Origin of the sequence: Streptomyces sp. GMY02, assembly GCF_019056675.1 — a bacterium.
In the GTDB taxonomy this organism is placed as follows: domain Bacteria; phylum Actinomycetota; class Actinomycetes; order Streptomycetales; family Streptomycetaceae; genus Streptomyces; species Streptomyces odonnellii.
This window is the reverse complement of sequence record NZ_CP077658.1, coordinates 4,981,371-5,000,649: the sequence shown is the minus strand read 5'-3', so window position 1 is coordinate 5,000,649 and position 19,279 is coordinate 4,981,371. Positions and strand designations below refer to the sequence as shown.

Annotated in this window: 12 protein-coding genes; 8 read left to right on the top strand and 4 right to left on the bottom strand. The window is 72.6% G+C overall.

Annotated elements, in window-relative coordinates:
* The first annotated feature begins 230 nt into the window (after positions 1-230).
* The 4 genes from KQY30_RS21180 to KQY30_RS21165 all read left to right on the top strand — a co-directional run bounded on the left by KQY30_RS21180 (position 231) and on the right by KQY30_RS21165 (position 5,497).
* The gene (locus tag KQY30_RS21180) at positions 231-968 is read left to right on the top strand and encodes an ABC transporter ATP-binding protein (protein WP_217308189.1); all 738 of its coding nucleotides are present in this window, start codon (positions 231-233) and stop codon (positions 966-968) included.
* A complete protein-coding gene (locus KQY30_RS21175; RefSeq protein WP_217308188.1) occupies positions 962-3,559 on the top strand; it encodes an ABC transporter permease in 2,598 nt (865 codons plus the stop codon). The genes KQY30_RS21180 and KQY30_RS21175 overlap by 7 nt, the downstream gene beginning before the upstream one ends.
* 398 nt (positions 3,560-3,957) lie before the next feature.
* Positions 3,958-4,767, top strand: a complete 810-nt coding sequence (locus KQY30_RS21170) for an MBL fold metallo-hydrolase (RefSeq protein ID WP_217308187.1) — start codon at positions 3,958-3,960, stop codon at positions 4,765-4,767.
* A gap of 403 nt (positions 4,768-5,170) precedes the next feature.
* Positions 5,171-5,497, top strand: coding sequence for a hypothetical protein (locus KQY30_RS21165; protein ID WP_046500602.1), 327 nt, complete (start codon positions 5,171-5,173; stop codon positions 5,495-5,497).
* A 323-nt stretch (positions 5,498-5,820) separates the two neighbouring features.
* Here KQY30_RS21165 and KQY30_RS21160 read toward each other — a convergent pair whose 3' ends face one another.
* The 3 genes from KQY30_RS21160 to KQY30_RS21150 all read right to left on the bottom strand — a co-directional run bounded on the left by KQY30_RS21160 (position 5,821) and on the right by KQY30_RS21150 (position 11,852).
* On the bottom strand, positions 5,821-6,567 hold the full coding sequence (locus KQY30_RS21160; protein WP_254407255.1) for an adhesin: 747 nt from the start codon (positions 6,565-6,567) through the stop codon (positions 5,821-5,823).
* Between the two features lie 467 nt (positions 6,568-7,034).
* Positions 7,035-8,723 carry an MFS transporter gene (locus KQY30_RS21155; RefSeq protein WP_254407641.1) on the bottom strand — a complete coding sequence of 563 codons (1,689 nt, stop codon included), beginning with the start codon at positions 8,721-8,723 and terminating at the stop codon, positions 7,035-7,037.
* Between the two features lie 525 nt (positions 8,724-9,248).
* Positions 9,249-11,852 carry a D-alanyl-D-alanine carboxypeptidase gene (locus tag KQY30_RS21150; protein ID WP_254407254.1) on the bottom strand — a complete coding sequence of 868 codons (2,604 nt, stop codon included), beginning with the start codon at positions 11,850-11,852 and terminating at the stop codon, positions 9,249-9,251.
* Positions 11,853-12,558: 706 nt separating this feature from the next.
* Here KQY30_RS21150 and KQY30_RS21145 point away from each other — a divergent pair.
* The 4 genes from KQY30_RS21145 (at position 12,559) to KQY30_RS21130 (ending at position 17,413) form a co-directional block, all read left to right on the top strand.
* On the top strand, positions 12,559-13,299 hold the full coding sequence (locus KQY30_RS21145) for a GPP34 family phosphoprotein (protein ID WP_217308183.1): 741 nt from the start codon (positions 12,559-12,561) through the stop codon (positions 13,297-13,299).
* Positions 13,300-13,983: 684 nt separating this feature from the next.
* A complete protein-coding gene (locus KQY30_RS21140) occupies positions 13,984-14,841 on the top strand; it encodes a helix-turn-helix transcriptional regulator (protein WP_217308182.1) in 858 nt (285 codons plus the stop codon).
* Positions 14,842-15,132: 291 nt separating this feature from the next.
* The gene (locus KQY30_RS21135; RefSeq protein ID WP_217308181.1) at positions 15,133-15,342 is read left to right on the top strand and encodes a DUF397 domain-containing protein; all 210 of its coding nucleotides are present in this window, start codon (positions 15,133-15,135) and stop codon (positions 15,340-15,342) included.
* Between the two features lie 475 nt (positions 15,343-15,817).
* Positions 15,818-17,413, top strand: coding sequence for a sodium:solute symporter family protein (locus KQY30_RS21130; protein WP_217308180.1), 1,596 nt, complete (start codon positions 15,818-15,820; stop codon positions 17,411-17,413).
* 251 nt (positions 17,414-17,664) lie between these two features.
* Here KQY30_RS21130 and KQY30_RS21125 read toward each other — a convergent pair whose 3' ends face one another.
* The gene (locus KQY30_RS21125) at positions 17,665-19,035 is read right to left on the bottom strand and encodes a CoA transferase (protein WP_217308179.1); all 1,371 of its coding nucleotides are present in this window, start codon (positions 19,033-19,035) and stop codon (positions 17,665-17,667) included.
* Positions 19,036-19,279 lie beyond the last annotated feature (244 nt).

Genomic DNA, 19,279 nt, shown 5'->3' with positions numbered 1-19,279 from the left:
GGATCGCGGGGTGCATGGGGACCACGGTAGGAGGACCGCCGTTCATCATTCCATCGGTCCAACTGGAGGACCGGGGGTAGGCCTGGCCCTACCTCAAGTCTCGTACCTGCCGTAGTGCGCCGGGGTACGTCCGCACGGTTTCGTGGTGGAGGCGACAACACCGATACGAGCACCGAAACCGACACGAGTACGCGCACCGACGCCGATGGGCGGGGGCCGATTGGGGACAGATGAAGAACGACGCCATCCGATTGCGTGGCCTGACAAGGCGGTACGGATCGTCCGGCGGGGCCGTGACCGCCCTCGACCAGGTCTCGCTCTCCTTCCCGAGCGGAACCTTCACGGCCGTCATGGGCCCTTCCGGCTCCGGCAAGTCGACGCTGTTGCAGTGCGCGGCCGGGCTGGACCGTCCCACATCGGGCTCGGTCACCGTGGGCGGGACCGAGCTGACAAAGCTGAGCGAGACCGGACTGACCCTGCTGCGCCGCGAGCGCGTGGGCTTTGTCTTCCAGGCGTTCAATCTGCTGCCGTCGCTGACCGCCGAACAGAATGTGGCGCTGCCCCTGCGGCTCGCCGGCCGCCGCCCCTCGAAAGCCCGGCTACACGAGGTGCTGGGCCAGGTCGGACTGACTGAGCGGGCGCAGCACCGCCCGTCGGAACTGTCCGGCGGCCAGCAGCAGCGGGTCGCGCTCGCCCGTGCGCTGATCACGCGTCCCGCGGTCCTGTTCGGTGACGAGCCGACCGGTGCCCTCGACTCGCGGACCGGCCGTGAGGTGCTCGGGCTGCTGCGCGGCATGGTCGACGACGGGGGCCAGACGATCGTCATGGTCACGCACGACCCGGTCGCCGCCTCGTACGCGGACCGCGTGGTCTTCCTGGTCGACGGGCGGGTCAACGGTGAGTTGACCGGGGCCTCCGCCGAGGACATCGCGGCGCGCATGACGAGGCTGGAGGCGGCGCCGTGCTGACTACCGCCCTGCGTACCCTGCGCGTCCGCTGGGTCACCTTCGTGGGCAGTTTCGTCGCCCTCTCCCTGGGCGTGGCGCTGATCGCCGTCATGGGGCTGGCCCTGGCGTCCTCGCTGAGCGCGCCCGCGCGCGGACCCGAGCGTTTCGCCGCCGCGCCCGTTGTGGTCAGGGGTGCGGACACGTTGCGGGTGCCCACACCCGTCGGCGACCGGGTCCAGCGGCTCGCGCACCCTCGTACGGTGCCCGCCGGGGTCGTCGCGAAGCTGAAGCGGCTCGGCACGGTCGTCGAGGACCGGTCCTTCGCCGTACGAGTCGTACGAGTCGTACGGGCCGGACCGGCCGGACCGGCCGAGCGGCCCGAAGGGTCCGAAGGGTCCGAAAAGGCCGGCGAGTTGGTGGGCCACCCCTGGTCCACCGCCGCGTTCGCTCCGTACCAAATTGACGCGGGACGCGCACCCCGTACCGCCGACGAAGTCGTCGTCACCGGTGACTGGGCCGCGCCCGGCACCCGCGTACGGACCGACCGCGGCACCGTACGGGTCGTCGGAACCGTACGAGTCGCCGGCACCGATGCCCGGCCCGGCTCCAAGAACACCGTCCCCTTCGAGAACGCCGTCTTCTTCACCGACCGGCGTGCCGCCCAACTCTCCCCGCGCAGCCTCCAGTTGGTCGTGGACGCCGATGCCGCGGCCGTACGCGAGGCCGTGCGCGGCAGCGCGGGCGTACGGGTCCTCACCGGCGACGCCCGAAGATTCGCCGACGCCGATCCCGGCCGGGACAGCGAGGCCCTCACCGCGATGAACGCCATGTTCGGCACGGCCGGCGGAGTCACCGGCTTCGTGTCGGTGTTCGTGGTGGCGTCCACCTTCGCCTTCGCGGTGGCCCAGCGGCGCCGGGAGTTCGGGCTGCTGCGTACCGCGGGGGCGACTCCGGGGCAGATCCGCCGCATGGTCGTCGCCGAGGCTCTCGCGGTGGGCGTCCTCGCCTCGGCCGCCGGCTGCGTGCTCGGCGCGTACGCGGCGCCGCTGCTCGCGGAACAGGTGGTACGAGGCGGCCTCGCCCCGCGCTGGTTCACCATCGGCGGCGCCGTCTGGCCGTACCACCTGGCCTTCTGGACCGGCCTGCTCGTCGCGCTGTGCGGTGCGGCGGCCGCGTCCTGGCGGGCGGGGAGGACCGGCCCCGCCCAGGCGTTGCGCGAGGCGTCCGTGGACAGCGGCGCGCTGACCCGCGGGCGGCTGCTGGCCGGGCTGGCACTGCTGCTGACCGCGGCCGTCACGCTCGGGCTCGCGCTGGTCACCGACCCGGGCGAGCTGTTGCACCGTAAGACGTATGTGAGCCGGCCGATGATGCTGATCACCGCGGTCGCCCTGCTCGCGCCGGTCCTGGTACGCCCGCTGACCCGGCTGATCGCCTGGCTTCCGGCCCGGCTCCCGGGGGCCGTCGGCATGCTCGTACGGGAGAACGCCGCCGCCGGTGTCCGGCGCACCGCCGCCGTCGCGGCACCCGTCCTGGTCACGGTCGCGCTGGCGGGCTCGCTGCTGGGCGCCACCGCCGTACTGAACGAGGCGAAGGCGACGGAGGTACGGGAGCGGACGGCCGCGGATTTCGTGGTCGTCCCGGCGGCGAACGGGACGGGTGGGACGGACGGGGCGAACGGCGCGGGGTTCGGCGAGGCGACACTGAACAGGCTGCGCGCCGTGCCCGGTGCCGCCGAGGTGTCCGCGACCTCGTCCAGCGCCGTGTACACCCTGGAGGACGGCATCGCGCTCATCAGGTCCGATGCCCGAGCCGCCGCCACCGGCCCGCTCACCGCCACCACCCGGCTGCCGCTCACCGCCGGAAGCGCCGCCGACCTCGACGACGGCTCGATCATCGTCAACGAGGAATGGGAGAGGCACTCCGTGGGGCAGCGCGTGGACGTCTGGCTCGGCGACGGTACGAGGAAGTCGCTGCGGATCGCGGCCGTGATGCCCACCGGTACGGGCAACAACGGCGTCTACATCACCCCACGCAACGCCCCGGGCGCGGCCGTCGACCGCGTCGATGTCGCCTTGGCGGACGGCGCGGACGCGAGCGCCGTGGCCGCCGGTTTGCGCGAGGCGATAAGACCCGCCGACGGGCAGGCCGTCGGGCGGGTCCTCACCAAGGATCAGTGGGTACGGGCCACTTACCCCGAGACCAACCGCACGACCCGGCTCGGCCTCCTGCTGGTCCTCGGCATCGCCCTGCTCTACACCGGTATCTCCCTGGCCAACACCATGGTCATGGCGACCTCCGACCGCCTGCGCGACCTGGCCGTACTCCGTCTGACCGGCGCCACCACCTGGCAGGTACTGCGCGTGGTCGCCGCCGAGGCACTGACGGTGGTCGCGGTGGGCGGAGTGCTGGGCCTGCTGGTCACCGGACTCAATCTGCTGGGCATATGGGGTGCCCTGGGCATCTTGTCGGTGCGGACGTCCCTGGAGATACCCTGGCCGGCCCTCGGCACGATCGCGGCTGCCTGCGCACTCCTGGCGGTGGCCTCGTCGGTCATGCCCGCCGGACTCGCGCTACGCCGCAGGGCGGTGGAACTGGCGGGGGTACGGGAGTGACCCCGGCGGCAGCACGCGGCACCCGGCACGGGCCGACGCCGCTGAGCCTCGGCGGCGGGGCAGGTACTGGGGCTCCCTGCTCGCGCCGGCAAACGCCGGAGGAGGCGCCGCCCCACCGACGGGCCGACCAACGCCAGGCGCCCCCCGGCGGGCAGGTACCAGGGCTCCCGGCACACGCTGGGCAGTGCCGGAGCAGGCGCCGCCCCACCGACGGGCCGACCAACGCCAGGCGCCGCCCCCGGGGCGGGCCGACCGACGCGGAGGGGTCGCCCCACCCACGGGCCGACCGACGCGGGGGGGCGGCGCCCCGCCGACGGGCCGGCCGATGCGGGGGGGCGCGTGCCCCGGCGCCTTCCGCCGGGCGGCGTCCCGCATCGGCGCGTGCGCACAATGGGGCCATGGATACGCCACGGCGGACCCCGGCGGACCCTGTCGGACGGGCTCGGGAGGCCGTGGTCGTGCGGCTTGTCGGGGGGCCGACCGCTCTCTTCGAGAGCGGGGGGCTGCGGCTGCTGACCGATCCCACGTTCGACCCTCCCGGGCCGATCGCCAGCGGCACCCGCACCCTGGTCAAGACCACCGGCCCCGCCATCCGCCCCACGGACGTTGGCGAACTCGACGCCGTGCTCCTCTCGCACGACCAGCACGCCGACAACCTGGACCGGCGGGGCCGCGCGCTGCTGGCCGATGTCCCGGTCACGGTCACCACACCCGTGGCCGCCGGACGCCTCGGCGGGACCGCGTCCGGGCTGGCGCCCTGGGAGCATCTGGTTCTCGGCCGCCCGGACGGCCGCCCCGTACGGATCACCGCGGTGCCCGCCCAGCACGGTCCGGACAACACCGAACACATCACGGGACCGGTCACCGGATTCGTCCTGACCGCCGACGACTCCCCGACGGTGTACATCAGCGGCGACAACGCCTCGCTCGACGTCGTGGCCCGGATCGCGAAGCGCTTCGCGCCGGTCGACATCGCCGTACTCTTCGCGGGCGCGGCCCGTACCCCGCTCCTGGACGGCTACCTCACCCTCACCAGCGACCAGGCGGCCCGAGCCGCCCGCCTCCTCGGGGCCCGCACGGTCATCCCGGTGCACAGCGAGGGTTGGCAGCACTTCACCGAGGGCCCGGACGACCTCCGCGAGGCGTTCACCCGCCACGGCCTCGACAATCTGCTCGTCCTCGCACCGGGCGACTCCGTGACCCTGTGAATCCTGTGAACCCTGCGACCGCTGTGAAGCGAGATCGCACGGGCTGGTGCCGGGCGCCGAACCACCCGTACCGCACCGGAGTTGGTACGGGCAGCAGTCATCCAGAGCGGAGGCCGCCGAGGGCTCGTGGCGTCGAAAGGCCGCTCTCCGGCGGGCCTTGGCGGTCCGCGACCGACGGTCACGGCTCGCGTGCGGCGTCGTACGGCGCCGTCCCGCGTCCCCCGTACGGCGCACCTCGTGTCGCGCCGGGCCGCTTCCGGGCGTGCAGTGGGAACGGGCGGGCGTGTCGCGGCGGCCGATGTGAGGGCCGTGGATCAGCGGGTACGCGCCCATCGTCGCCCACCGTCGTCGTCGAACGCGCCCGGCCCGCCAGGGGCCGGAGCCAGGGTCAAGGAGAAGTGACATGCCGCGAGGTTCGAGTCCCAAGCGGGAGCGCCAGTACGAGCACATCAAGGAGGGCGCGGAGAAGAGTGGTACGCCCACGGGCCGGGCGAAGGAAATGGCGTCGCGCACGGTCAACAAGGAGCGGGCGCGGTCCGGGGAGGCGAAGACGGCGAGCAGCACCTCGATGCGCGACCCCAAGTCCGCTTCGCAGCGCGGCGGGCAGCGGTCGCACAGCGGGGCGCAGGGGCCGACGAAGGACCAGTTGTACGCCGAGGCCAAGAAGCGCGGTGTGGAAGGGCGTTCGTCGATGAACAAAGGTCAGCTCGCCCGGGCGCTCGGCCGCTGACCCGGTACGCCCCCAGGGTGTGCCCGGCCCCGCTTCCGGCACGACTTCCGTACCCGGCACGGCCGATGGCTCCGCGCGCCGTCGGCCGTGCTCCGTACGGTGCCGCGGTGCTTCGGCGTCAGCCGCGTACGGCGGCGGTCGTCCCGGGCGCGCGATCTGCCCGGTGACGAACCAGCTCCACAGGCGGATCCTCAGCCGCTCCCCCGAGTTGCTGCCCGAGTCGCCCGTGTCGCCCGGCTCCGCCGCCCGCGGCGGGTGTTGAAAGCGAGGGCCTCCGCCGTTCCCTCGGGTAACGGGTGGCTCGTCCCCCGCCCCACCCCGCCTCAGGCGCAGGCGAGTTTCATCTGGGCCGCCGCGTGGTGGGCCGAGTAGCGGTCCGGGGTGCCCCAGTCCTGGCCCCGGTCGAGGAGTTGGACCGAGAAGGAGTCGCCGTCGACCCGATAGCTGCCGACGTCGACCAGGGTGCCGCGGTGCGTGGTCTGGCGGATGCCGAAGGTGGGTTCGGGGGTGTGGGAGGCGGCGGGTGAGGTGGTGCGTGAGGCGGCGGTCAGGACGCGGTAGACCGTGGGATGGCCGGCGGAGTCGGGGGCGTGGCCGCTGTCCGGTACGTAGACGGCGAGGGCGCAGCGCGCGTACTCCTTGCCCAGTTTCCAGGACCAGATCGCGGTGGAGCCGCGGTCGTGGTCGGGGCTGCCGGACATCGGGACTGCGGTGAAGCTGCCGTCGCAGGCGGCGTCGCGGTGGCCCCCGGAGGGGACGGTGTACCAGGCGGCGTCGCCGTTCTCGAAGCGGCCGTGCTCCTCGTACGCGCCGGTGGTACAGCCCGGGCCCGCCCAGGCCGTGAAGCCACCGGCGGAGTCGGCGCCGGAGTCGGCATCGGAGTCGGGCGGTGTGCCCGCCGGATCGGCGCTCTCGCCCGGGTCGGCCGCGCCCGCCAGGCCCGGCAGTTGCGGGGGTCCGAACCCGGTCGGCGCGGCGCGGGGTCCGGTGTCCTCGACGGGGTCCCCGCCGCCCGAACCGGCCACCGCCGCGACCGTCGCGCCCACACAGCACAGGGTCAGCACCACCACGGCGAGCACCTGGCCCCGCGAGGGGGAGTCGCGCGCCGAGGGTGCTCTCCGGTGCGTACGGGGTCCTGTACGTGTACGGGGTCCCGTACGAGAAGTGGTACGGCTGTCAGCCCCGCACACGGGGCAGACCATGCCCGGCAGTGGGCCTCCCCGGCCGTTCCCGCACCGTTCGCACCTCATGCCGCCTCACTATGGGGGATCGCGGGGCCGCCCGGCAGCAGAAGCCGCCGATTCGCATGAGACACCGCGTCAACCGGGCCGCCCGCACACCGCCTGCACCCGCCCGCACGCCGACGGCACCGGCCCGCACCGCCCACCCGCACACCGCCTGCACCCGGCCCACGCCACCCACCCGCACACCGACCCGTACACCAACCGCACCACCCGCCCGCACACCGGCTGCCCCCCGCCGCAGCAGGCCCGTACCCACCGCCCAGGCAGCTCCCCGTCCCCCGGCCACAGCGGGCCTACCGCAGTTCCTCCGGGCATCCCGTCCCGCGCGGTAGCTGGTACGGCGCCGCCAGCCGGTAGACGCCGGGGCTCGGCGCCAGGAGCAGGGTCCACTCGTCGCCCTCCACCGTCTCCTCCGCCTTCATCAGACAGCCGTTGGGGTTGGTGTAGACCTTCGGCCCGTCCTCGTGCGCCTTCGATGCCGCCGTCTCCTGCGGCGGTACGACACTCTTACCGTCCCCGTCGACCAGCCCCAGCCACGGCGAGTACGGGATCCGGATCAGCACGCGCCCCGCCGACTTCACATGGATCGTCAGCTCGCCCGCGCCCGCCCGGTCCACCGTCGCGGGCGGGTCGGCCATCGGCTTGGGGTCCTTGACGGCGTAGAGCTGCCAGTTGGTGTCGCCCCAGAGGTGTTCGAGGTACGGCTGTCCGCGCCGTACGAGTTCCGCCTCCAGGCCGGCGCCGGAGTCCGGCTTGCCCTTGGGGAGTACGACGAAGTGCACGGCCCAGCGGTCGAGCCAGCCGCGGTAGTTCTCGGCGGTGAGGGTGTCGTCGTAGAAGAGCGGGTTGCGCTCCATGTCGGCCTGCCGGTTCCAGCCGCGGGCGAGATTGACGTACGGGGCGAGCGCCGATGCCTCGCGGTGGCTGCTGGCGGGGACCACCTCGACCCGTCCCTTCTCCGCGCCGGCCTGCTGCAACTGGTTGACCAGCGGCGCCAGCTCGCGGGCCCAGGACGCCGTGGGCGCGGTACGCACCATGTCGTCCACGCCCTTGAAGCCGATCCAGAGATTGAGCCCGACGAAGGCGATCATGAGGGCGTACCGGCGGCGGGTGCGCGGCGCGGTGTACGGCACGGCCGCCCACAGCACCACCCCTGCGATGATCATCGCCAGCCGGGACACGTTCGACCCGATCTGCGAGTCGATCACATACGTCAGCAGCACCCCGACGCCGTAGACGGCCGCGGCGGCCCTGACCGTACGCCACTCGCGCGGTACGAGGACGAACACGAGCACCGCGTACAGGAACGGCAGCGACGCCGTCCCCACGGACATCGGCTGCGTACCGGAGAACGGGAACAGCCAGGCCGAGAGCGCCACGACGGCGGCGGGCGCAAGACCGAGGGCGTACGCGCCGGGGCGCCGCTTGTTGAGGAAGAGCGCCGCCGCGACCACGCCGAGGAACAGCCCGGCCACCGGGCTGGCCGCGGTCGCGAGCCCGGCGAGCGGGGCGGCGGCGACGGCCTTGGCCCAGCGTTTCGTACGCCAGCGGTGCGGCCAGCAGAAGACGGCGGCGACCGCGCCGAGCGCGAACATCACGCCGAGGCCGAAGGTGACGCGCCCGGACAGCGCGTTGCAGAGGAACGCGAAGATCCCCGCGACCGAGCACGCCACCGGATTCCGCACGGCGCGGACGCGGGCCAGGATCAGCGCGGTCAGGGCGGCGGACACGGTGCCGGCGACCATCATCGTCGTACGCACGCCGAGGACGGACATCAGGTACGGCGAGACGACACTGTACGAGACGGGGTGCATGCCGCCGTACCAGGCGAGGTTGTACGCGGAGTCGGGATAGCGGCCGACGAACTCGGCCCAGGCGTCCTGGGCGGCGATGTCGCCGCCGCTGTTGGCGAAGAAGAAGAACCAGACGATGTGGACGACGGCGGCGACGAAGGTGGTGGCGAGGACGGGGTGCCGCTCGATGAGGGCGCGGAGCGTGGCGGGGGGTCCGGGGGCGGGGGATCCGGGGGCGGGCAGCCCTATTCGCGGCCCGGGGGCCGGTCCCTCGCTGCCGTCGGCGTGCGTCGGCTCAGTGGTGGTCACTGCGGCTCTCCACGTCTTTCCGTCTCACCGCCCGGCGGTCGGTCGTCCGTCCACCGCCCGACGGTCGCCCGTCTCACCGCCCGGAGGCCGCCCTCACCGCCCGGAGGTCACCTGCCCGCGTTGTACGGCGGCTCCCGGCGGTTCCCGGAGGCTCCGCCAATGGCCGGCTTGCCCGGCGGCACGGCCGATGTGGGCAAGGACGCCGCCCCGCGCCCCGCAGTTGCCCGGTCGGTGCCGCCCGGTGCCGTCCGGTCGGTCCGGTCGGTCCGGTCACCCTTTCGGTCCGGTCACCCTGGCAGATGTCCGTTTCGGGACGCTAGCACGTGACGACGCCCGGGGCGGGGCCGATGAGGGCCGCCCTCCCCGGGCGTCGGTATTCCAGTGGGTTTCGAGATTCCAGCGGGTTCAGCCCACGCGCGTCAGCTTCGCCCCGAAGCCCGGTTCCGCCAGGGCCCGCTGGAGTGCGACCGGGGTGGAGACCTTGCCCGTACCCGTACCGATGGTCAGTTCGCCGATCACCGTGCCCGCCTCCGCCGTGTGCGGAACCTCGCGCCCGGCGCCCGCGCCCAGCTTCAGCTTCACATCGAGCCCGGCCCAGCCGACCGCCCTGAGTTCCTTCGTCGCCACGACCGGGGTCCGGCCGCCGAGGCCGTCGTCCACGTACCCGACGACCTCGCCCTTCTTGACGACCCCGGCCGAGGTGACGCCCTCCTGCGCGGCCTTGATCACCTTGAGGCTGTTGTCGATCGAGAGCTGAAGCTTGTCGTCCAGCGTCGTGCCCTGCTGAGCGCCCATGACCGCGCCGATGATCCGGCGGTTCTTGCCGTCGACGACGGTGTTCGCCGACCAGAGCAGATTGCCGCCGGCCGGGGTGGAGGAACCGGTCTTGATTCCGCTCACGCCCGGCTCCAGCAGGATCCGGTTGTTGTTGTAGATCATCGGCTCGACGCCCGGGATCTTTATCTGGGGCGTGTTGACGATGTCGCGGAACACCTCGTTCTGCATGACCGCCTTGCCGAGTTCGATCTGGTCGGCGGCGGTGGACACGGTGGTGGCCTGGAGGCCGCTCGGGTCGGTGTACGTCGTGTCCGTCATGCCGAGTTCCTTGGCGGCGGCGTTCATCTTCTTCACGAACGCCTCCTCGGTCGTGGCGTCCCAGCGGGCGAGCAGACGCGCGGCGTTGTTGCCCGACGGGATCATGAGGAGCTGAAGCATCTGCTTCAGGGTGAACTGCTCGCCCTCCTCTATGGGCGCCGTCGACTCGTCGGGACGGTTGGACTCCTCGCCCGCCTGCTTGTCGACGGTGATCTGCGGGCCGACCTGGTCGCCGCTGATGGGGTGGTCCTTGAGGATGACGTACGCGGTCATGGTCTTGGCGACGCTGGCGATGGGCGCGGGCTTCTGCTCGCCGTACATGCCGATGGTCCCGACGCCCTCGACCACGACGCCGCCCTGGCCCTCGTTCGGCCACGGCAGGTCGAGTTCGCCGCCCTCGAAGGTGTACGTGGGGTCGGCGGACAGCGCGAGCCGGGGGGCGGGGAGGGGGCGCACGGCCTGTACGACGGCGAAGACGATCAGCAGGAGCAGTACGAGCGGCGTCCAGATCTTGACGCGCCGGACGACGGTACGGACGGGGGTCTCGGGCGGCGGCGGGGTGTTCGTCAGCTCGGCGAGCAGATCGAGCGGGGGCAGCGGCGGCATGGGCTGCTGCCGGGTCCGCTCGGCGTCGGGCACCGGCGACTCGGGCCGCAGCGGTACGAAGGTGCTCGCGGGGTCGCGGGGCAGCCTGAGGGAGGTGGTCGGCTGATCGATCTGCGGCTGTGCGTCCGGCTTGGGGCGCGTGGTGAGTACGGCGGTGGGCTGATCGATCCCGTCACGGGCCCAGGCGGGACCCTGCCGCTCGTCGCTGGGCGCGCTCTTGGCGGACGCGGGGCGGCTGCCCTCGGCGCGGCCGTCGGCGGCACCGTCCTGGGCGTCCTCTCGGGCGTCCTTCTGGCCGTCCTCTTGGGCGTCCTCGCCCCCGTGCGTGGAGCCGGGGGCCTCCGGACCGCCCTGGGCGCCCTGTCCGCCCTCGGCACTGCCTGCGCCGGCACCACTGGGCTGGGCGCCGCTCGGCCGGGACGCGGTGGAGCCGCCCTGGGCGGCCTCGCCGCTGGGCTTGTCCGTCGCCGGGGCGTCGCCACGCGCGGAGTCACCGGCCTCCGGTGACTCCGGCTTCCGGGCCGCACCTGCGGACGCCGAATCGCCTCCGCGCGCGGCGTCGCCGGACTCCGCGCCACCGGCCCGAGCCGTACCCGCGGAGGCGGAGCCGCCCCGGGAGGCCTCGCCGTCCGGCGCCGGGGCGCCGCCCCGCTCCTGCTCGTCGTTGCGCGAGGCACCACCGCGCACGGCGTCGCCAGGCGCATCCTCACCGGGTGCGGAGCCAGAGCCCCGGCCCTCCTCGCCGTCACGGCCCGAGCCGTCCCGGACGTTCCCGTCGCTGCTCGACGGACCGCCGACGGAGCCCGCGCCCGCCTCCCCCGGCCGCAGGACCACAGTCGCCGCGGAGCCGCCCTCGGCGGTCTTGCCGCCGTGAACCGCGCCACCCGCTGCCGGGACACCGCGCCCCGCCGCGTCGCCGGCCGACGGAACCCCCGCCCGGGCCGTGCCCGTACCGGCCGACCCGGCCGGATCCGGCGAGCCGCCGGGCCCGGAGCCGCCCGGTACGTTCTCGTCGCTGGGCGACGGACCGCCAGCAGGCCCCGCGGACGCGGACTTTGAGGGCGTCGCGGTAGCGCCACGGCCGGAGCCGTCGGACCCCGGACCATCGGTCCGGACAGCCTTCGCCGAGGCGGAGCCGCCTCGGGCGGCCTCGCCCGGCGCCGGGACGCTGCCCCGGTTCTCCTCGCCGTCACCCGACAGAGCACCAGCGCGAGCCGTAGCCGTACCGGTACCGGAGCCGCCACCGGGCGCAGGCGCCCCGGGACGTGCCTGCTCGCCGCTCCGCGGTGGAACAGCCGCCTGGGCCACGCTCGTACCCCCCTGCCGGGCCGAACCCTCCGAGCCCGCGCGACCAGAGCCGTCGGACTCCGCACCGCCCGTCCGCGTCCCACCCGTAGCCGCGGAGCCGCCTCCCGCGGCCTTGCCGACCTGCGTCGCGTCCGCAGGCCCGGCCCCGCTCCGCGACGGCGCACCCGTCCGGGCCATACCCGGAGCCCGGTCGCCGGAGTCCGGGGCACCGGCGTCGGCCGGGCCCGTGTCCCCCTGGTCGGCCGGCGGCTCCGAGCCACTCGCGCGAGGTCCCGCCGTACCGCCGTCCGGGCTTACCGGGGCCGTCGTGCCCGGGCGGTCCGGGGTCAAGGTCAGGGTTCGGTCCGCGGGTGTGCGATTTGCGGTTGCTACTGGTGACGAAGGGCGGTCCGGGGACGAATCCCGGAAGACCGCGAGCCGCGGGTCGCACTCGCCCGGAGTCGTGTCACCCGTCTCCCCCGACGGTTTGCGCTGCTCCGACTTGCCGGGGGACTCGCCCGCCACCGTGTCTCCTTCATGTCTCATCCGACGTACCGCCGACGTACCGCGCTGTCCGAACCATCATCAGTGTCCTGCTCTGGGACCGCGCTCCCCGGGCTAGACGAGAACGACATACATAACGGTTCCCGCACAAAGCACCCAGGCGCTCTCGACAGACCAATGTGAGAGGGGTCACCCTGTCATTCATCCACGCGGGGAGGCATGGATGGGCAGGAGCCGCAGAACAATTCCGGAGGAGCTTCTGCTGCTCGCTCTGGACCCGGCCACGGGTACCACAGCGCAGCCGCAGTCGCTCGACCTCGGCCTGGCCGGAGCACAGCTAGTAGAGCTGGCTCTGGCAGGACGGATAGCCCCTGACGGGGATCGTATCGCCGTGGTGATGCCACGGCCGACCGGAGATCCGACTCTGGACTCCGCGCTGGAACTGCTGCGCAGGCGCGGCAGCCCGGTTCGGGCCGTCCACTGGATTGGCGGGCCCCGGCTGGGGCTGCGCCAGACCTATCTCTCGCATCTGGAGCGGTGCGGCATGGTGCATGCCGTGGCGGGCCAGATGTGCGGGGTGCTGCCGACGACGCGCTACCAGGCGACGGAGACGGCGATCAGCCGGGAGATCAGGGCCCGGCTGGACAGTGCGATCCGCACCGGCGTACCACCGGACCCGCGGACCGCGGCGCTCGCCGCACTGGCCCACGCGGTCGGACTCGGCAAGCACCTGTACCCGGGCAACGAGGGGCGCTCGTCGCGCTCCCGGCTCCGGGACCTGATCAGGCACGACCCGATGGGCGGCCTGGTGGCGCACGCCGTGATGGACGTCCAGAACGGCGTGGGCGCGCAGCAGCGCCGCAACCCCGCTCAGGGTGCCCCACCCAGCGCCCCGGGCGGCCGGCCGTCGGCCGTACCGTCGCAGCCGAACCGCGGGAAAATGGCTCGCGTCGCAGCGCACTGAAGGCAGTCGCGGGGCAGCCGCAGCGCAGTCGCGAGGCAGCCGGGGCAACGGCGTACGTGGCGTGCGAGCCGTACAGGCGGCGCACGCGTACGACCGGGCACAACTGAAGAAGCACCGCCGCCGCAACGTCGCACCGACGTCCCCAGAGCCGGTTCGGGAGCCGCAAGAGACGCGCGGGGCAGCCTGTTCCCAACGGGCTGCCCCGCGCGCCGCGTTCCGGCGCCGCCCCGGACCCGCCCCGGCCCGGACCCGCCCCGGCCCGGACCCTACGAGCGGTCCCACGCGGCGATCTCACTCGGTGATCCCCGTCGGCGATCCCGCATGGGGGTACGTGCGGACCGCACCGGACACCGCCGCGCGCACCGGCCCCCACAGCGCGCGCCGAGGCCCGCTGAGCGCCGCCGTCCGGCCCCCCGGCCCCGCGCCCCGCCCCCGTACCCCCTCCCGCTTGTAGCGCGCCCGTAGCCGTCCCGTAGCGGCCCCATGACGGGTCTGTGACAGGTCCGTGACAGTCCCGCCCTGGCCCCGCCCGGGACCCGGTGCGTCCCGCTCGCGGCGGGGAGCGCACACCGGCGCACCGGAGTCCGTCGCCACTGTCGCCATTTTCCAGCGCAGTTGAGACCTTTGGTGGCAGTCTGCTGAGCAGTAGATACGTACGGCTACCCAGTCGGAGGTGCAGTTTCCGTGGCGTCCAGCGTCAACCCCACCGTCAGGCGACGGCGATTGGGCCAGGAGTTGCGCCGGCTCCGGGAGATCAAGGGCATGACGGCCGAGGAGGTCGCGGAGCGCCTGCTGGTCTCCCAGTCGAAGATCAGCCGTCTGGAGAACGGCCGCCGTTCCATCAGCCAGCGCGATGTCCGCGACCTCTGCGGGGTGTACGAGGTCGAGGACCACCGCATCGTCGACTCGCTGATGCAAATGGCCAAGGACTCCCGTCAGCAGGGCTGGTGGCACGCCTTCGGCGACATCCCGTACAGCGTCTACATCGGCCTGGAGACGGACGCCGCCTCGCTCCGCGTCTTCGAACCGCAAGTGGTCCCCGGACTGCTCCAGACCCGTGCCTACGCGGAGGCGCTGATCAACGGCGCGCTGCCGGAGTCCGCAGCGCCCGATGTCGAGAAGCGCGTGGGGGTACGGATCAGACGCCAGGACCGGATCAACTCCCCCGAGAACCCGCTCCGCCTCTGGGCCGTGGTCGACGAGTCCGCGCTGCGCCGGGCCGTCGGCGGGCGGCAGCTCATGCGGGAGCAACTGGAGTATCTCGTCGAGCAGTCGCAGCTTCCCCATGTGACCGTGCAGGTACTGCCGTTCGACATGGGCGCGCACCCCGGGATCAGCGGGCACTACGCGATTCTCGAATTCCCGGACACCGCGGACTCCAGCGTGGTCTATATCGAGGGAGTGACCAGCGATCTCTATCTGGAGAAGGCGAATGACGTGCAGCGGTACAGCGTGATGTACGAGCATCTTCGCGCCCAGGCCCTGAATGTCGACCAGACCCGGCAGTTCATCGCGAATATCGCAAAGGAATACGCCCGCTGAGCGACCACTGCGCGACCGCCGAGCCGCCCCTGAGCCACCGCTGAGCCGTCACCGACGCACCGCCGGCACATCGCCGAGGCACCATCGTGGCAGCGCCCAGGCGCCGTTGAGCCGGCCGCGCCCGAGGAGAGGGCACCGTACACCTCAACCGCCGTGGCACGTAAGGATCCAGCGGGAGATGCCATCAGGACGAGTGAATGGCTGTCCCGCCCATCGAGTGAGGCGAGTAGCGTCGATCATGCCAGCAAGACGTTGGCGCGATGTCCCACCACTCGGTGAACCGGAGCGAACATGGCAATCCTTCAGGGCGCTACGGACACGTGGACCAAGTCCTCGTACTCCGGCGGAAACGGCGCGTGCGTAGAAGTCAGGTCCCCCGTCGTCCAGTCCATTGCCGTCCGGGACTCGAAGGCGCCCGAGGGCCCCTCGGTCTCCTTCGTCCCCACGTCATGGAATGCCTTCGTACAGGAAATGAACAAGGGCGCCTTCGACCTCGGCTGAGGTCGCTCAACGCCCTGCCTCCGCACCACTGATAGAGCCCTCTCGACCGGTCCGCCGTCCTGGCCGAGGGGGCTCGGCCATGCCCGGACACCCGGGGCTCGGCCATCCCGGACACCTCCGGCACGCGGACCGACCGCCCACCGCCTCTCCCGACCGCAAGGGACCCGCATCCCGTGCGGTCGCTTCTGTTTTACGCGTGACACGGATTCACGCGTGTACACGGACTCCTGACGAAGTGCTCGCTCATCGTGTGGTCGCCGTCACGTTCACGACAACGCCCCCGAAGGTCAAGAACACGTAAAATCGTTCTGCTTTCTGATCCGAGTTCACACTTATGACCGGAAGGACTCTTGACCACCTGCCGCGCCAGGCGGTTCAATCCCCGAAGTCCCCGCTCCCGCACGGGGGCACCGCTGACCGGACGCACTGACGAAGAGCACCGATCGTTCACAAGGCGGACCCCTGGAGGGGGCACATGAACAGCCTCGACTGGATCGTGCTCATCGCATACTTCGGTGTGATGGTCGCGATCGGCCTCTGGTCGCACAAGCGCGTGGACAATGTCAGCGACTTCTTCACCGCCGGCGGCAAAATGCCCTGGTGGCTGTCGGGCATCTCGCACCACATGTCCGGCTACAGCGCGGTGATGTTCACGGGGTACGCGGGCATCGCGTACACCTTCGGCATCACCTCGTTCGTGACCTGGTCGCTGCCGATCGCCATCGGCATCGGGATCGGCGCGAAGCTCTTCGCGCCCCGGCTCAACCGGCTGCGCTCCCGGCTCCATGTCGCGTCCCCGCTGGAGTACTTGAAGAACCGGTACGACCTGAAGACCCAGCAGGCCCTCGCCTGGTCCGGGCTGCTGCTGAAGATCGTGGACGTGGGCGCCAAGTGGGCCGCCATCGCCACCCTGCTCTCCGTCTTCACCGGGATCTCCCTCAACCAGGGCATCCTCATCACCGGTGTCATCACCGGCATCTACTGCACGGTCGGCGGGCTGTGGGCCGACGCCCTCACCGAGCTGGGCCAGTTCATCATCCAGCTCTTCGCCGGGATCGCGATGCTCGTCGCCGTCATGGGCGAACTGGGCGGCTTCAGCGCGCTGTGGACGGTCTGGGACAAGCTGCCCGAGGGCCATGCCGACCCGACGGCGGGACCGTACACCGTCACCTTCCTGCTCGCGTTCCTCTTCATCAAGACCTTCGAGTACAACGGCGGCATGTGGAACCAGGCGCAGCGCTACATGGCCACCGCCAGCGCCCGTGAGGCCACCCGCTCGGCCCGGCTCTCCGCGGTGCTCTGGCTGGTGTGGCCGCTGGTCCTGTTCTTCCCGATGTGGTGCGCGCCGCTGCTGGTCGAGGCGCAGAAGCCGGACGCGTCCGACTCGTACGCCCTGATGACCGAACAGCTCCTGCCGCACGGTCTGCTGGGCCTGGTCATCGTCGGTTTCTTCTCGCACACCATGGCGATGTGCTCGTCGGACGCCAACGCCATCGCCGCGGTCTTCACCCGGGACATCGCGCCGACCCTGTCCAAGGCGGCGCGCGGCTGGTCGGAGCGGGCGGGGCTGCTGGCGGCCCGGCTGTCGACGATCGCGTTCCTGGCGCTGTCGATGGCGGTCGCCACCCAGGTCAACTCGCCGACGTTCAAGGACATCATCACGGTCGTCATCAAGTGGGTGGCCGGTCTGATGGGCCCGATCGCGATCCCGTTCATGCTCGGCCTGCTCAGGCCGTTCCGCAGGTCGGGCCCGACGGCGGCGCTGACGAGCTGGGCCCTGGGTCTGCTGGCGTTCTGGCTGGTCAACTACCCGATCAACTGGAGTGTCGAGGGCGGAGTCCCGCTCCAGTACCAGGTCTCGATCCCGCTCGCGGTCTCGCTGGTGCTGTACATCGTGATCGGCTACGTGAAGCCGGAGCCCTCGGAGGACCGCGATGCGCTGCTGGCGCAGATCAACGAGGATGCGGACGAGGGCGGTCCCGGCCTGACGGCGGGCGCGGCGGCGCGGGTGCCGGCCCAGGGGGACGGTACGGACACGAAGCTGCCGGGCGGGAAGGGCTCGGACGGCTGAGGAACCGCGGCGGTACGGGTCAGCTCGGGTCCGCCGCGGGGTGGTTGTACGGGCGTACGGGTGCGGTGCCGGCCTGTGCGCCCGTACGGCTGTGTGCCCGTACGGCTGTGTGCGCTACGGCGGGTTGGCGCAGCGCCTGTGCCGGGTGCTGCCGGGTGCTCGGTGCCGGGTGTTGGGTGCTGGGTTCCGGGTGTGTGCCCGTACCGCTGTGGTCCGCTGTCGGACGTGGCCTGTCGCTGTCCCGTACGCGGTCAGGTCCAGACCGGCCGGTCGCTGCCCCACTCGGTGGGCGGACGGTCCCAGTTCCGGGGTGCTCCGTCGTAGCGCACCGGGGGAAGCGCGTGGTCGAGCACGCCGTAGGGCGACACGCACCTGGCCCGCCAGGGCCGTGGCGCGTAAGCCTCGCCTTCGATCGGTGCCGGAAGGATGTCATGCAGCAGCCAGGACGCGGTGCCCGCGAGCGACAGCCGTAGACACCTCCCGACGCCGGTCGCCTGCCGGTCGGTCAGCGCGCGCAGGACGGCGGCCGCGAGGAGGTAGCCGGTTCCGTGATCCAGTGCCTGCGCGGGCAGCGCTCCCGGGGTGCCGTCGGCGGAAGCCTCGGCCACGGCGATACCGCTCCCGGCCTGGACGAGGCTGTCGAAGCCGCGCCGTGAAGCCCACGGTCCCGACCAACCCCAGGCGCACAGTTGGCCGACGATCAGACCGGGCCGCCGCTCCAGCAGCGCGTCGGGGGCCAGTCCGTACCGGTCCAGCGCGCCGGGCCGGTAGCCCATGAGCACGACATCGGCCGAGTCCAGGAGATCTTCGAAGACGCCCCGGTCTCCGGGAGCGGAGAGATCCAGCAGCGTGGAGCGCTTCCCGAAGCCGGTGTCGGCGTGGCTGTCCGCGTCCTCCGGAAGCCAGGGCGGGTCCACGCGCAGGACATCGGCGCCGAGCAGGCCGAGTGTGCGCGTCGCGACCGGGCCGGCGATGACCCGGGTCAGGTCCAGGACCCTCACACCACTGGCAGGCAGCGGCGAAGCGGGCAGTGATCCCGTCGGCAGCGCCCGTGACCCTCTCTGCCCGACGAGCCGTGTCTCGACCAGGGGGATGGTGGCCCCGGGCGGGGTCACGGCCACGGCCAGGCCGCCCGCCGCGTAGACGGTCTCCTGTACGGACTGTGCCGAGCGGGTGGCCAGCTCGTCCGACAACAGCTCGGCCGACGCCCGGTCGTCGCCGGTGTCGGGGATGCCGAGCGCGTCCAGCAACCGGGCACGGTGGTGCGGGTAGTTGGCATGGGTCCGTACCCAGCCGTCCGCCGCACGCCAGAAGCCGGACAGTGGTGCGAAGGACACCGGCGTCCGGCCGTCGACACGCAGATGCCGCTCGCTGACGAACGCCGTGGCCACCGCGCCCTCGTGCACCCGGACCGCCGGTACGGGTCCGGTGCCCCGGACCGCCAGCAGTTCCGCGGCCGCCAGCGAGCACACGCCCACGGTGGCCCGCGCCAGCTCCCGTACCGGCAGACGTGCGGGCAACACGCCGCTCGCCCCCTCGTACGACACCCTCTCCAGCAGTCCGGCGGGACCGCCAAGGGCGGCCCAGGCCTGCGCGGTCGCCCGGTCGTCGGTGTGCGTCATCCCGCCAGCCTGCACTGGCCTGCGGGTGGGCCGCCATGGGGCCGTACTCAGCGCGGGCAGCCGCATCCACCGTGAACAGGCACCCGCACCCACCGAGGACAGCCGAGTCCGGCCGCGCGGTCCGGCACCGCCTGGCCGGGACCACCTGCCCGGGATCACCTGCCCGGGACCGCCTGGCCGGGACCGCCTGGCCGGCGCACCGCGTGCGGCCTCGTGACTCGTCCGCGCCGCGTCGCTCTCCGGG